This window comes from Methylobacterium sp. J-001 (assembly GCF_022829565.1).
Lineage (GTDB): Bacteria > Pseudomonadota > Alphaproteobacteria > Rhizobiales > Beijerinckiaceae > Methylobacterium.
The window spans coordinates 1-14,300 of the sequence record NZ_JAKSYN010000226.1 but is presented as its reverse complement, the minus strand read 5'-3'; the positions used below and the strand labels follow the sequence as shown (position 1 = coordinate 14,300).

8 protein-coding genes and 3 pseudogenes are annotated in these 14,300 nt (G+C 64.8%); 5 read left to right on the top strand and 6 right to left on the bottom strand.

The features are described 5' to 3' along the window. The first annotated feature begins 44 nt into the window (after nt 1-44). Both MKK65_RS29410 and MKK65_RS29405 read left to right on the top strand, forming a co-directional pair. On the top strand, nt 45-1,289 hold the full coding sequence (locus tag MKK65_RS29410; RefSeq protein ID WP_243961728.1) for a discoidin domain-containing protein: 1,245 nt from the start codon (nt 45-47) through the stop codon (nt 1,287-1,289). Between the two features lie 61 nt (nt 1,290-1,350). Further along, the gene (locus MKK65_RS29405) at nt 1,351-3,000 is read left to right on the top strand and encodes an SGNH/GDSL hydrolase family protein (RefSeq protein WP_243961726.1); all 1,650 of its coding nucleotides are present in this window, start codon (nt 1,351-1,353) and stop codon (nt 2,998-3,000) included. Between the two features lie 9 nt (nt 3,001-3,009). Here the strand turns inward: MKK65_RS29405 and MKK65_RS29400 are convergent, their stop codons facing one another. From MKK65_RS29400 to MKK65_RS29380, 5 genes and pseudogenes are all read right to left on the bottom strand, one after another. Beyond that, nucleotides 3,010-5,415 (bottom strand): glycosyltransferase, encoded by a 2,406-nt coding sequence (locus MKK65_RS29400; RefSeq protein WP_243961724.1) that lies wholly within the window; start codon nt 5,413-5,415, stop codon nt 3,010-3,012. A gap of 174 nt (nt 5,416-5,589) precedes the next feature. After that, complete coding sequence (locus MKK65_RS29395; protein WP_243961723.1) at nt 5,590-6,006, bottom strand: hypothetical protein; 417 nt, start codon at nt 6,004-6,006, stop codon at nt 5,590-5,592. Between the two features lie 149 nt (nt 6,007-6,155). Then, nucleotides 6,156-7,091: pseudogene (locus tag MKK65_RS29390) on the bottom strand (glycosyltransferase). Nucleotides 7,092-7,267: 176 nt separating this feature from the next. Continuing rightward, nucleotides 7,268-9,427, bottom strand: a complete 2,160-nt coding sequence (locus MKK65_RS29385; RefSeq protein WP_243961722.1) for a glycosyltransferase family 4 protein — start codon at nt 9,425-9,427, stop codon at nt 7,268-7,270. Nucleotides 9,428-9,683: 256 nt separating this feature from the next. Continuing rightward, nucleotides 9,684-9,854, bottom strand: a complete 171-nt coding sequence (locus tag MKK65_RS29380; protein WP_243961721.1) for a hypothetical protein — start codon at nt 9,852-9,854, stop codon at nt 9,684-9,686. Nucleotides 9,855-10,363: 509 nt separating this feature from the next. Between MKK65_RS29380 and MKK65_RS29375 the strand changes: the two genes are divergently transcribed. The 3 genes and pseudogenes from MKK65_RS29375 to MKK65_RS29365 all read left to right on the top strand — a co-directional run. Further along, entirely contained in the window at nt 10,364-12,097 is a 1,734-nt protein-coding gene (locus MKK65_RS29375) for a type I secretion system permease/ATPase (RefSeq protein WP_243961720.1), read from the top strand. Between the two features lie 5 nt (nt 12,098-12,102). Then, nucleotides 12,103-13,410: an HlyD family type I secretion periplasmic adaptor subunit gene (locus MKK65_RS29370; RefSeq protein WP_409565522.1), complete on the top strand. Its 1,308-nt coding sequence runs from the start codon at nt 12,103-12,105 to the stop codon at nt 13,408-13,410. Nucleotides 13,411-13,442: 32 nt separating this feature from the next. Further along, nucleotides 13,443-13,721 (top strand): annotated as a pseudogene (locus MKK65_RS29365) (hypothetical protein); the annotation flags it as partial. A gap of 39 nt (nt 13,722-13,760) precedes the next feature. On the opposite strand, the pseudogene MKK65_RS29360 reads toward MKK65_RS29365, so the two are convergent. Further along, a pseudogene (locus tag MKK65_RS29360) lies at nt 13,761-14,300 on the bottom strand (hypothetical protein); the annotation flags it as partial.

The following is a 14,300-nucleotide window of genomic DNA, read 5'->3' as shown; positions in this document are numbered from 1 at the left end:
AGAAAGTCGGTGACAAGCGCCGCGAGCCATCCCGGAGGATCAATTTGGTCAGCGCTGTCCAGCCCTCAGAGGCCCTGCGGGTCAACGCCTTCCCGATACACCGGGCCGAGGTTCTGATGCAGCAGCGGCGCCGCCTTCGCCCTCGCCGCAACACCCTGGTCAGCTTCGCGGCGAAGTACCACTACATCGAAAGCCAGCGCCGCTTGGTCGCCGCGGCCGCCGCCACCGGGGAATTCGACACGATCGAGAGCTGGTCGCCCGACCGGCTGCGCGGGACGCCGTTCTACGCGGCGCACAGGGCGATCCTCGACCGCTCCCGGGGCGCTGGGAACTGGGCCTGGAAGCCCTACATTATCGCCGAGGCGCTCGCGCAGAGCCGCGACGGCGACTTCATCGTGTTCACCGATACCGGCATGCAGGCGATCGACGACGATCCGCTGCCGCCGGTCACGCCGCTCCTGACCTGGCTCGCCGGATCCGGGCGCCGGGTCGCGGTCGGCGTGCTGCACGGGAAGCCGCAACGGATCTGGACCAAGCGCGACTGCTTCGTGCTCATGGACTGCGACACGGAGCGCTACTGGAACGCCGACCAGATCCAGGCGACCTGGATCGCCTTCATGGTCAGCCCCGAGACCCGCCACCTCGTCGCCGAATGGCTGCGCTATGCCGGCGACGAGCGGGTCGTCACCGACATCCCCAACCAGATGGGCTTAGCCGATTTCGACGGCTTCATCGACCACCGCTTCGACCAGAGCATCCTGTCGAACCTGATCTACAAGCTCGATTTGGAGATCCCGCCCTTGCGGGAGGCCTCGAAGAAGATCAAGACGCTGATCGGTGAACTGGAGATGGACACCCTGGTCTCGGTCCGACCGTCCGAGAACCTCGCGCTGGGCAAGACCTGGCGGGCCAGCTCGGCCTCGCCCTGGTCCGGGACCACGGGTATCTACGGCGAGCGGACCACCGGCGACCCGTCGTTCTTCTTCCACACGGCGCTCGAGCCGAATCCCTGGTTCGTGCTCGATCTCGGCGCGGTCGAGAGGATCTCGGAGATCCGGCTCTACAACCGCTGGGGGCAGCTCAGCGAGCGCGCCCAGATGATGCGGGTCTGGCTCGGCGAAGCGGAAGCCGATTACCGCCTCGTCTTCGACGCGGTGGATGCCGACTGGCACCCCGGCCTCCCGCTCCATCTCCGCTTCGACACTACCCGGTTCCGCTACCTGAAGGTCGATCTCGACGAGGAGCAGGTCCTGCATCTCGACGGGATCGAGATCTTCGCGGCCGGCTGAACGGGCGTGCCGGAGGATACCCCGCATCACGGACCACGACACGCATGACGAGGGCGACCGCATGAGCGCGCCGGCCGGCGACAGGCCGCTCTTCCCGTTCGGGCCGATCCTGTTCTTCGGCGATTCGGTGACGGCCGGCTGGACGGCGCAGATGCCGCAGGCCTTTTCCGGCCCGCAGACCGTGCCGCGCGGAATCGCCGGCCAGACGACCCGGGACATGGCGCGCCGGCTCCGCTCCGAGATCGCCCTCTACGGCGCCCGGGGCCTGCACCTGATCTGCGGCCGCGACGACATCCTGGGCGGCGCCCCGGGCGTGTCGCTCGACGGCATCGTGGCTGACATCCGGGCGATGCTCGCCGACACCCGCGACCTCTACGTGCGCAGCTGGGTCGGCTCGATCCCGCCGGTAGACCCGGCCTCACCCGCCGCTTCCGGGCGGCCCCTCGAACTCATCGGACAGGTGAACGCGTGGCTGCGGGACCACGTCCATGAATACGGCGCCGGCTTCATCGACCACGATCCCGTGCTGGCGAATGCCGCGGGCGCGCTCAGGCCCGATCTCAGCGACGACGGCGTGAGCCTCAACGCCGCCGGCAACGCCGCGCTCCAGGCCGCGATGCTGGCGGCGCTCATCGCGCCGGGCGTCGACCAGATCTGGGCGCCGCCCGAGAGCGAGGATGCCGCACGCCGGCGCAAGTTCCTGCACCATTTCGGCTATCTCGACTCGAACACCCGCCACCCGAGCCCCTACATCCAGTTCGCCGGCAAGCCGGGGGCGAGCCATTACGGCGTCCCGTTCGACGCCCAGGGCTTCCTCAACGCCACTGCCATCACGGTGGACAAGCCCCCCGGCGAGACCCGGGTCTTCGTGGTCGGCGACTCGACCACCATCGACGGCGGCACGCTGGCCAACACCCTGCCGGGGCGCCTTGAGCGGATCCTGCGCGCGGACGGGCTCGCCGCGGCGCGGGTCTACAATTTCGGCGTGATGTCGAGCTGCCTCACGCAGATGACCCACCTGATCTGGTCGCGGCTCGTCGGCTACCGGCCCGACGCGATCGTGGTGATGAGCGGCAGCACCGACCTGTTCCAGCCCTGGACCTACGATCCGCGGCCCGGCCACCCGTACAACGCCTTCATCACCGAGCGGCTCTACGACCACTTCTTCGACACGCACGATCCCCGCGCGCGCGAGGACGGCCTGTCCTACGATGCGCTGGTCACGCTGATCTACGAGGAGCTGAAGCGGCTGCGCGCGGAGGTGGGCTGGCAGACGCCCGGCTGGGAGGACGCCATCGTCCACCACTACCAGGGCGCCGCGCACCGGCTCACCAAGCTGTCCCACGACCATGCCGTGCCGATCGTGAGCGTCCTGCAGCCGACAGTGCTGCGCAAGCGCCACCTCACCGCGGTGGAGCGGAGCGTCGCCTCGGGGGCGTTCCTGGCCTATCTCGACCGCCAGTACGCCAAGCTGGAGGCGTTCACGACCGCGCTCGCGGCGCGGCGGCCCTACCGGAGCACCTTCACGGCGCTCGACCTCAGCGGGCTCTTCCGCGATCGGGAGGCGGGGACCTTCTACGACATCGTCCATTACGACGACCCGGCCCGCGAGATCGTCGCCGCGCGGCTGGCCGCTGAAGTCACCCGCGTGCTGGACCGGCCCCACACGCCGTTCGAGCGGGTGCGGGGCTGGCTGGGCGGAAGGCGGTAGCCCGCCGTCTTACCCCTGTCGGTCGGTCCGCTTCACCCGGTGCGTGAAGATGATCGACAGCCACGGCACGACCTCGTGCTCGACCTCGATCGACAGCAGCACTTCGAGGTGGAGCGCATAGGGCAGGGTGAAGCGGAAGCCGCAGCGAGCCTCCTCCATGGTTGTCGGCATGTCACCCAGCACAGCCGCGATCACGTCGGGCCGGTGGACGTCCACGGGGATCCGCTGAACCTCGCCGTCGACCTCGGCGATGAGCGTCGCCTTGGCTCGGCTCGCCGAAACCACCCAGCCGGAGAGCAGCACCTGCCCGTCCTGGATCTCAGCCCAGACGCGGTCCTGCGGCGTTTCAAGGTTCGCCCGGGCGAAGGAATCCGGCAGTTCGCCGTCGAGCTCGGCGATTGTGCAGCCGACCTCGTATTTCTCGAAGCCACGCCCCTCCCCGAAGATCTTAGCGAATTGCTTCTGGTACTGTGCCACCCGGGCGTTCTTGATGTCCTCGGGCAGGCCCGACCACTGGCCCTTACCCTGGATCGTGTAGACTGACAGGAGTTCGCGAAGGAAGGCTATGCGACCCTTGTCGGCGACATAAAGGTTCATCAACCAGTCGGCGGCCGAGGTTGTCTCGTAGAATGCCTCCGGTATACGGCGAAGAGCTTCGGCGCGGTAGAAACATGCAGAAAAGTTTGCGCTTAGCGGCGCGTTGGCTAACACTGGAAAGCTAATCGTACCCGTCGGATACCGGCCCTGTTCGTCGTGCGGGACGAAAGAACCGGTCGCGGGGTAGTGTAGCAGGACCCAGTTAAAGCACATGTCGAGAGCGCGGTCAGTGCGCAGCATGCGCATTTGCATTGCGATCTTCCGATCGGAGAGCCAGTAATCGTCCGCCTCGCAGAAGGCAATGAAGCGACCCGTACAGGCGTCGATGCAATCTTGCATGTTGCGTAACATACCAAGATTGCGCTCCCGGGGACGCACGGTGATCCGCTCCGGATCACGCGCCCGGTAAGCCTCAACTATTTCGGCCGATCCGTCGGTGGACTTATCATCTCCAATGATTACCTGAAGACGGAATAGACCGCGTTGCGCAAGCACTGTGTCTAGACAGCGGCGGATGTACCCAGCGTGATTATAGGCAGTCACGATCACACTGACAGTCAACTGCTCTTCTAGCCAAGAGCGCAAGATCGACGGATCGCCGGTGAGGTCTTCCGGTGCATCGAGACCCATGTCGCTCAGAGCCGAACGGGCAATGTCGGAATGCGTGTCGATCAGGTGCCCGAGGCTCGGGACGTCCTCCTCGTCAAGATAGGCCTCGGCCAAGCGCCGGAAGATTGTCTTCTGCGAAGCCTCGTAGCCCACCGAGTAACGGCCGCCAAAATGGCCTCGCAGTTGACGAAAGAACTCGATTTCGGCGTGACCGAGCTTTTTGTGTCGGGCGAGCTCGGTCTCATAGGTCGCCCACATCCCGGCCATGTGCTTGCGGTAGACTGCCATCACTTGAGGTAGGAAGCCGATGCGACCAACCTCGGCGTGCATCAGATGAACGTACCAATCCACCGGGGCGATGCTGTCATCCAGCTGGAATGCTTCCTCGCTGCGATAGCGCCAACGATAAATTACGCTATTAGTCTGAATAAAATTATGAGCGACGAGATCAGAGAGCGAGGGCTGCGAACTCGAATGCTTCGGATAGAGCTCTTCGACCCCGGGCATCTCCTCATAAACGACGCGTACCGGATGGAAACAGACGGTGAATTCTGGTCGCTCCCGCAGGAAGTCAACCTGGCGTTGGAGCTTGCTGGTATCAGTCCAATAATCGTCACCCTCACAGATTGCCACGTACTCGCCACGGCAGCGTTCCGCGAGGTCGGCGAAATTCTTATTCACTCCGAGATTTTCGGTCCGTAGCACTGCGACGAGATTGGTGTGTTGCGCGGCGTACTCCGCGATGATGTCTGCGGTCCCATCGCTCGAGCAGTCGTCGCCAACGACGAGCTCAAAAGGGAAATTCGTGATTTGACTGAGGATACTGTCGAGAGTCTCACGGATGAACTTAGCCTGATTGTACGTGATGCACAGGACAGAGGCGACCGGTCTGGTCGGCTCCAGACCGTCCTCAATGCCCGGTCGAGACCGGATCCAGGCCGCGAAGGGATTGAGGAACGTGCCATCGAAGCTCTCGTCCGGACCGGCGAAGAAGTCGGAACGTGGGCGCCGTCCGAGCCTGGCACCGTACTTCACGTAGTGCTCGAGGGGTGACAGGTCGGTTAAACCGACATCGGGGTAGCGCATCGCGTACCAGATGTGGTCGAACAGACCGCTGCGATAGATCGTCGAGAAATCTTGCTGCCATTGCTCAAACGCGGGTGTGGACTTGACCAAACCCACCGCGGCCGCCCCTGAACCATCCTGCATTGGTCTGACCTCTCGAGCGTGCGGCAACTAACAGCTCCCCTAGGCCACGAGGAAGGGTGGGTCAACGCAACTTATATGATCTAACCCACCTGGTTAGCGCCACGAATACAAATTTTTCTATCGAAATTCGCTTCTTAACGCAGTCACGCTAAATGATTACCTGACAACCTGATCTCAGAGCGTACTTGGGAGACGCCCTTCCTCGAAGCCGTGGTTGTAATAGTGCTGAGTTGGGTCGGCGCCGGCACCCGCAACATCGCTGTTGCATGCAAGGTAGAATTGGCGGTCGAACAACCCAGAGGCTTCGAGCCATCCTAGCATTGTGTGCTCGGATACGACGGGTGAGCGGTCAGGGACAGCGGATGCGGCCTCTCGATAGAGCTGCGCAAATCGGGCTATCCGGGCGGCGATATCCTTGGCAGCGGGGCGGCGCACCGAGGAGGCGACAACGCTCGACTGCTCACCGGGACGCAGGCGATGGAGGTCTGCCTCGGCAAGGCGGACCAGCCGGGCTAACTCGCCCTGCGCTTCCTGGAGCCTCGCCTGCGTTTCGACGAGTTCGGCGCGCAGCGCCTCAATATCCTCGCTCAAGGTCGGCTCCGTGTCACTCACGACGTCCTACGATTGTCAGTTACGCAGCAGGATCAACCAAATACTAGCGACAGAGCGTATCTGCCGAGTGAGGCGGGGTGATACGATCGGCTCCGGGACCGGTCAACCCTGAGTGCTTCGGCACGCGATCACCGCGGCATCAGCAGGGACACCAATCTGCGCAACGCCAGCGCATCCTGTTCCGCCGGGGCTTGCATGAGGTAGCCGCCCGTGTCCGCGAGATCCGGGGCCGCCGACAGCCAGTATGGAGGCGTCTCCGGTGCGAGAAAGAGGTGGCGGGCAACGGTTTCAATCGGCTGGCCGGTGAACCGGGGGGCGTAGGGCTCGGTGAAGAACCGGAAATAGACCGGCCAGTTCTCCGGCGTGGGCGCCAGCCTGTTGACCGTGTCCCCCGCGGAAATCTGCGTGAGGTAGGTCTTCAGGGCCGCTGATCCCTCACCGTGCATCAGGTTGGCGGTCGATTTGAGAGTGTTGGTTGGATGGGTCCGGTAGTGGAGATGCACCGTCGGAATGAAGACCGGCTCGACATGGATCATGCAGCGGATGAGGAAGTCCCAGTCGTGGCACATGCGGTAGGCCGCGAACGGTCCGACCGTCTCGTAGAGCCCGCGCGAGAAGACGAGGTTGCCGCTCGTCACCGCAATGTTGTGCTGGAGCAGCGCGAAGCCGGCGGTCGGGCAGGCGCCAGCCTGTGCCAGCACATCCCGGTACCAGACGCGGACGGGATCATCATCGCCGAGCCGGGCCCCATCGCCGTCCAGGAAATCGACCCCCGTGAAGGCGACGAAATCCCGCGTGCCGGGCAGCGCATTGAGGATGACCCGGAACTGGTCCGGCGCGTAAGCATCGTCGGAGTTCAGGATGCTGAGCATGTCCCCGCTCGCCCGCGACAGGCCGAGCGCGATCGTCGCATGCGCGCCGCCATTGCGGTCGAGCATTTCGCATCGGATCCGGACCGGTCCGGCGTAGCCGTCGATGGTTCAGCCGAGGACCGACCGCGAGTCGTCGGTTGAGGCATCGTCGACGATGATCAGCTCGTCGACGGGACGGTCCTGGTCCAGCACCGAGCGGATCGCCTGCGCGATGTAGGGCGCGTGGTTGTAGGACGGGATCACAACGGAAATCCGCCGTCCGGGAGACGACCGAGTCGTGCGCCGCAGGAATTGGGCGCGCGCGGACTTGGATACGAACCGCAACATCGCTGCTCAGAACCTATCCACGTTGGCTTTGCGGCGCGGCCTTAGGCGGCATCTAGTTGCGCCTGTAGCAGGGCGATCCGCGGCCGCATCTGCCGCTCGAAGCTGTATTCCCGTAGGATCGCGAGCCGGCCACGCTCACTGAGCCGTCGGAGCGCCTCGCGATCCTCCGCGTAGAACGCGATTTTGGCGGCGATCCCGTCGACGTCACGGGTGATCAGCTCGAACTCCTCGCCGGGCACGAGGGCCGGCGTCCCGTCGAGCCGGCGGTTGAGTTCGAGGGAGTCGGAGAGGAACATCGCCACCCCGCGCAGCCCAGCCTCGACGCAGGAGGTGGTCGGGAACCCGTCGAACGATCCGCGGCCGCCCTCGCTCTCCATCTGGGACAGGTTCGGCGAGATGACGATGTCCATGCCGGGGTAGAAATCCGGGAAGAACGAGGCCGGCTGCACGCCGTGGAAGCGCACCCGCTTGACCTGCGTGAGGCCGAGCAGCTCCGGCGTCCAATCGCCGACAAAGTGCCATTCAAAGCGCGGGTCGTCGGCGTAGCGGCGGACCAGTTCGGTGAACACGTCGCTGCCCTTCTCAACGCCGCGCTCCGTGTAGCGCTGGGCGACGAAGCAGATCCGGATCGTGTCGTCCAGCGGGCGCCCGACCCGCGAGCAGCGGGCGCTGCCGGCGACATCCCAGCAATCGGGCGAGACGGCGCCGAAGATGAAAGCGATCTGGTCCGGATCGCACCAGCCCCGGTCGAGCAGGTAGTTGCGCTGAAAGGTGTGGGTCGTGAGCACTTTGGCGAAGCGGCGGTCGCCGAGAACGCGCCGGAGTTTAGCATCTGAGACGGGGTCGTTCGGCATGAAGCTGCCCCCCGGGTAGAGGGTGAAGACGAAGCGTTCTGCGCGCAGGTCCGGGTTCGAGGCCAGCAAGACGGCGGCGTTGTGCAAAAAAGTCGTGTGCAGCACCTTAGCGCTGAGGTCGTGGCCGGTGTTCAGGGCCCGCACCCGGCCTGTCAGGGTCGGATGGCCTGCCTCGAATTGACGCACCTCGTCGAGGAACGTGCGGCCGGGCTGATAGCGGCCGATATCGTGCAGCGACGAGGCGGCCCGGCTGTCGGGGATCGCGTAAAGGTAGGTGCTCAGCTCGCCATAGCGGAATGCCGAAAAGCGGGACGGAAAGCTCGAATCAAGGAGGAGGAGTCCCGTCCCCGCACCTCGGGTTGAGGTTGGGCGGGGGCGTTCGGTGATCTGCGGATAGACCGCCCAAGCTTGGTTGGCGGCCTGCCAAGCATGCGGAACGAAATCCGGCACGCGGCGGCTCTCGGCATAGAGCCGCTTGGCCTGCAGTCGGTCGCGCTTGAGCAGGTCGTGTAGAGCCTTGGTGTGCGGGCTGGTGTCGCCGAGTTCGAGGGCGAGACGCGCCTGCTCCTCGGACTCGACCAAGCGGCCCCACGTCCGGAAAATCACAGCCAGACGGAAGCGGAACAGAGCCGGGTCCTCATACCCGACCGCCAGAGCGATCTCGTAGGCCGCGGCAGCGGTCCCAAGCCGGCCCAGAGTCTCGGCGTGAAATGCGGCAATGGCGCAGCGGCTGATCAGGCCGGCACCTTCTTGTGCCGCAGCCGCGTGGGCAGCCTCAAGCGCCGCTTCGCGCCGCCCCAACGCCAGCAAAGCCCCAACGCGTATAAGCAGCGCCTGCAGCCCGGTGACCGGGGCACCATCCAGGATCGCCAGGGCCTCGTCGGCCGCGTTGGCATGCAGCCGCTCGGCCGCTGCCTGAACCCGCGCGTACGGGTTTTCCGGATCGTGCGCCAGCACCGCGCCGGTAGCCTCGGCGAGCGCCCGGCCCTCCAGCAGGTTTGGCAGTCGGCCCTCGGCGGCGCCGTAATGGAGGTAGTGGCCGAGCGGATTGACCCCGGCCTCGGCGATATCGGGATAGAGGGTCAAGTAGGTGCGCGTGCTAAACAGCGGCGAAGGATCGCGGCCCTCCGCCACCCCGCGGGCGCAGTAATGCTCGGCTGGGCCGAGGCCGGCCGCGTCGGAGGACGAGACCTGCGCCCGGTAGAAAGCCGCGTCGAACAGGGGGTTGGGGTCGAATTCCGAGAGCCAGCCCTCGGCCGCGTAGGCGGCCGCATCCACGCTGGCCAGGCCGCCGGTGCGACGGGCCACGTAGCCCGCGTCGAACAATCCCGCCAGATCCGGATGCATGCCGTCGTCCGTCCCTCTCGGCGCGCCTGTCGGTTCGGCGCAGGGCGGGCAGCCGTCTAGACCGACGTGCTCAAGTCCCGCCGAGCCTTTGCGCGGCGTGGCTTCTCGCATAGCGGGCCCGGCGTGCCTACCCCGCGGCGGTGCGGATCGCTCGCTGCATCCGAGGACAAAGGCTGATCTGACGAGACCGCTTGCCGGATGGCCTCGAGGGACCGCCGCGCCGGCTCAGGCCGTGCACCTCAGGGCACTGTCGATCTCATTCCCGCAGACGCTCGAAGGCTGCGAATTCTTGAGTCGCCGACCGACCAAGGTTAGGAAGTGTCGTCGGCATCAAGAGGATCAGCGCCACGCGACCGCTTCTGATCTGGCCGAAGACGCGCCCGTAAAAACCCTCGGCGACCCCATAATGCCACGACGCGAGCATCATGCCGAAGATCGCCGCGAAGAGAAGTACGGCGATTTTGAACCATAAGGACAGGCCTTCCGGCGGACGAGCTCAGGTCGCAGGCGCGCTAGCCTCGGGGACGCGCCGCATCACAGGCCATCCAACGAGCTGCAGTTCGACGCCGGGGCAAAGAACATCCGTGGGGCCCTGGCACTGTTCGTTGTCACCTCCAATGAGCAGGCCGCGGAGGCGTGCGAACTTCATTGAACCTGTCGAGCCGTTGCGGGATGAGACCGACCTGTTAAGGGGGTATTAATATTTTGCTTCGACACAGATTTACTGCATCCGCAGCCAATATGACCGGGATAGAAGTGGCGGCGCCAAATGGACGCCGTCCGGGGCGGGTAGGATCTGAGCCGCTCGCACCAGTTTTGTGCGTTCCGAGACATTTGTAGCACAGCCTTGAGTGATTGATTGACCTTGGCCAGAGCCCAGGATTTTGGAAAGACGACGTGCAACCATCCGCATCCGCCGCCTCGAAGCCCTCTCCCGTGAGCTTTCTGTCGGCCATCCGCGGCTGCCGGAGCGCTGTGATCGGGCTGTTCCTGTTCAGCGCTCTGATTAACGTTCTTTACCTCACCGGCTCGTTTTACATGCTCCAGGTTTACGACCGGGTCCTCCCGAGCCGGAGCGTGCCGACCCTGATCGCCCTTTCGGCTTTGGCCGCTGTTCTCTATGGGGGTCAAGCGGCGCTCGACTTTTGCCGCCAGCGCGTGCTCGCGCGCATGGCTCGGTCGTTGGATGAGCATTTAAGTCCGCGGGTGTTTACCCTTGTGACCCGTCTGCCCTTAATGGGGCGGGGGGGCGGCGCGGGCCTGCAGCCCTTGCGCGATCTTGATCAGGTGCGGAGCTTTCTCGCCGGAGGCGGGCCGCTAGCCTTTTTTGATCTGCCCTGGATGCCGTTCTATTTGGCGATCTGCTTCCTATTCCATCCGTTGATCGGACTTGCCGCTTCGGCGGGAGCCGTTGTGCTGGTGCTGTTGACGATCTGCACCGAAGCGTTCACTCGCAGGCCCGTCAAGGCTGCGGCCCTGCACGGGGCGGCGCGCATGAGTCTTGCGGAAGCGAGCCGGCGCAACGCCGAGGTCGTCGTCGCCATGGGCATGGGCGGGCGTTTGAGCGCGCGCTGGAGCGCGGTCAACCAGCAGCATCTGGATGCACACGAACGCGCAGGCGACGTTGCGGGTGGGCTCGGTGGCGCGTCCAAGGTGGCGCGTATGGCCTTGCAATCAGGCGTGCTCGGGCTGGGGGCTTATCTTGTCATCCATGGCGAGGCGAGCAGCGGCATCATCATCGCGGGCTCGATCTTGTCCGCCCGCGCCCTGGCGCCGGTTGAGCTGGTGATCGCGCACTGGAAGGCGTTTGCCGGCGCTCGTCAAAGCTGGGCGCGCTTGCGCGAACTATTCGTGGCCGTGCCCGAGACCGCCGAGCCGCTGCCCTTGCGCCCGCCCGCGTCGACGCTGTCGGTTGAGGCGCTCAGCGTGGTGCCGCCCGGCGATCAGCGGCTTGTGGTCAGGGACCTGTCATTTGCCCTGCAAAGCGGCAGCGCGCTGGGGGTCATCGGCCCGAGCGCGTCGGGCAAGTCGTCGCTGGCGCGAGCCTTAGTGGGCGTGTGGCGGCCGGCGCGCGGCAGTGTGCGGCTCGACGGCGCGGCGCTAGATCAATGGTCGCCCGAAGCTTTGGGTCGGCATGTAGGGTATCTGCCGCAGGATATCGAACTGTTTGACGGCACGATCGGGCAGAACATCGCCCGATTTGAACCCGACGCCGATTCTGAGACGATCATCCGGGCTGCCGAGCAAGCGGGGGTGCATGAGCTGATTGTGCGTCTTCTACAGGGCTATGACACACGCATCGGCGAGGGTGGCATGGCGCTGTCGGGCGGACAACGACAGCGCATCGGCCTAGCTCGGGCCCTGTATGGCGATCCGTTCCTTGTGGTGCTGGACGAGCCCAACTCAAACCTGGACAGCGAAGGCGAACAAGCGCTGACGCAGGCGATCGCGAATGTGCGGGCGCGCAATGGGATTGCGGTGATCGTAGCGCACCGGCCGAGCGCCTTGGCGGCCGTCGATCAGGTGCTTGTGATGGGCGGCGGCGAAGCCAAGGCCTTGGGACCCAAGGAGCAGATCATGCGTCCGGCCGCGCAGGCGGTGGCGCCGGCGGGCATGCCGGCGCCGGGTGGGCCTGTGCGTCCCGCAGCCGCGGCGGCCGGAGCGGTCTGATCACCATGCAACCCAACAGCAAAACCTATCGCTCGATGCGCCGCTCGCTGCTGGGCGGGGCGGCGGTCGCCGGCCTTTTGGCTTTTGGGATCGGGGGCTGGGCGGCGACCGCGGAGCTGTCCGGTGCAGTGATCGCGCCTGGATCGCTGGTTGTGGACTCGAACGTGAAGAAGGTTCAGCACCCGACCGGCGGCGTGGTGAGCGAAATCAAGGTCCGCGAGGGCGATCCCGTCAAAGCCGGCGACGTGGTGGTGCGCCTCGACGACACGCAAACCCGCGCCAATCTGGCGATTGTCACAAAAAGCTTGGACGAACTCGCGGCCAAGCAGGCCCGCGACGAAGCCGAGCAGGACGGAACCGAGCGGATCGTGTTTCCGGCCGATCTTTTGGCGCGAACAAAGGATCCCGAGGTGGCCCGGGTCGTCCAGGGCGAACAAAAACTGTTTGAAATCCGCCGCGCGGCGCGGGACGGCCAGAGCGCGCAGTTCAGGGAGCGTATCGCTCAGCTCCGCGAACAAATCTCGGGCCTCACCGACCAGCTGGCGGCCAAGAAGCGCGAACTCGCGCTCGTGTTCGAGGAGCTGAAGGGCGTTCGCGAGCTTTGGCAGAAGAATCTAATCCAGATCGGGCGAATGACGGCTTTGGAACGCGATGCGGCCCGGATCGAGGGTGAGCGGGGCACGCTTGTGTCCACCATCGCTCAAACCAAAGGCAGGATCAGTGAAACTGAGCTCCAGATCCTTCAGATCGACCAGGACCTACGAACGGAGGTCGGCAAGGACCTGGCCGAGATCCGGGCCAAAACCTCGGAGCTGGTTGAAAAAAAGGTAGCGGCCGAAGATCAGCTCAAGCGCGTGGACATCCGCGCGCCCCAGAGCGGAAAGGTGCATCAGCTCAACGTTCACACCGTGGGGGGCGTAATCACGCCAGGGGCTGAGCCGATTATGCTGATCGTGCCAGAAGCGGATGCACTCACGGTTGAAGCCAAGATCCAGCCGCAAGACATCGACCAGGTGCGGATCGGGCAAAAGGCGGTGCTGCGCTTTTCCGCTTTCAATCAGCGCACCACGCCGGAGCTGACCGGCGAAGTGAGCCGGGTCTCGGCCGATGTCAGCCAGGACGCCAAGTCGGGAGCGGCGTTCTATACGATCCGCATGAGCGTGCCAGCGTCGGAACTCGACCGTCTCAAAGGACTGAAGCTTGTGCCCGGCATGCCGGTGGAGACCTTCATCCAAACCGGCGACCGCACCGCCATCTCATACCTGACCAAGCCGTTGCAGGATCAGGTCGCGAAAGCGTGGCGGGAGAAATGAGCGCCTCGGCGGGGCTTAATGCTTCACGCCGGGATGAGCACAGCCTGCGCAAGAACAACTGGGCCGAGAACTCCCACCAGCCGGTGCAGTGGCGCGAACGGAAGATGCAACGTTTCAGATCGGCTCGATCAGCCCAGCGCTTTCTCTCATCCCATGCCGCCATCCACAACACCTTCAACCTTCAGCGCCACCTCGTGTCCTGCCGCACGCTTCGAACCTTTCGGGCCGAGCGATGCAAGCCTAGCAAGTCGAGACCGCAGCGGCGTGAGTGGGTGATGGCTTTGAACCGCGGCGATTCGTTCCGACCATGACGGCCCTGCCTCCACAGGGCCGTCTAGCTTGGTTTGCGCTCACACCAGGTGGAATTCGGACGCGGTTAACTGAGCCTTGGTGACCCCTTGCAGCGTCACCGAGTTGATGGCGTCCAGAACAATGGTGACGTTTCCGTTCACGTCCGTGGCGTGGTTCAGGATGTCCGCCGGGCTGGAGAATAAGGTGTGATCAAACCACAGCCCGTCCTGCTTCACGTCTAACCCTGAAATCACGTCCTTGCCAAAGTTGGTGTGGAACACGAAGTTATCCACGCCCATGCTGGCCACGAACTTGTCAGTGCCGGTCGAGCCTACATCGATCGCGTTGGGAATGCTTGCGACCCCGATCTGGCCGTCGCTGTTCAGATCCTGCGCGAAGCTCTTTTCCAGCTTGAGCAGGGACGGGTCCGAACCCGACACCGTACCGACGGCGTATCCGGTGAAGTTGCCGTTCGCGTCGGTGTTCCACACCGTGTACTGGTCCGCGCCCGTCACCTTCCAGGCCACCTGGTAGCCGGTGGCCGTCTTTTCCGCGCCCATCGGGGTCCAGCCAGCGAACTGACCCGTGGTCACGTCGGA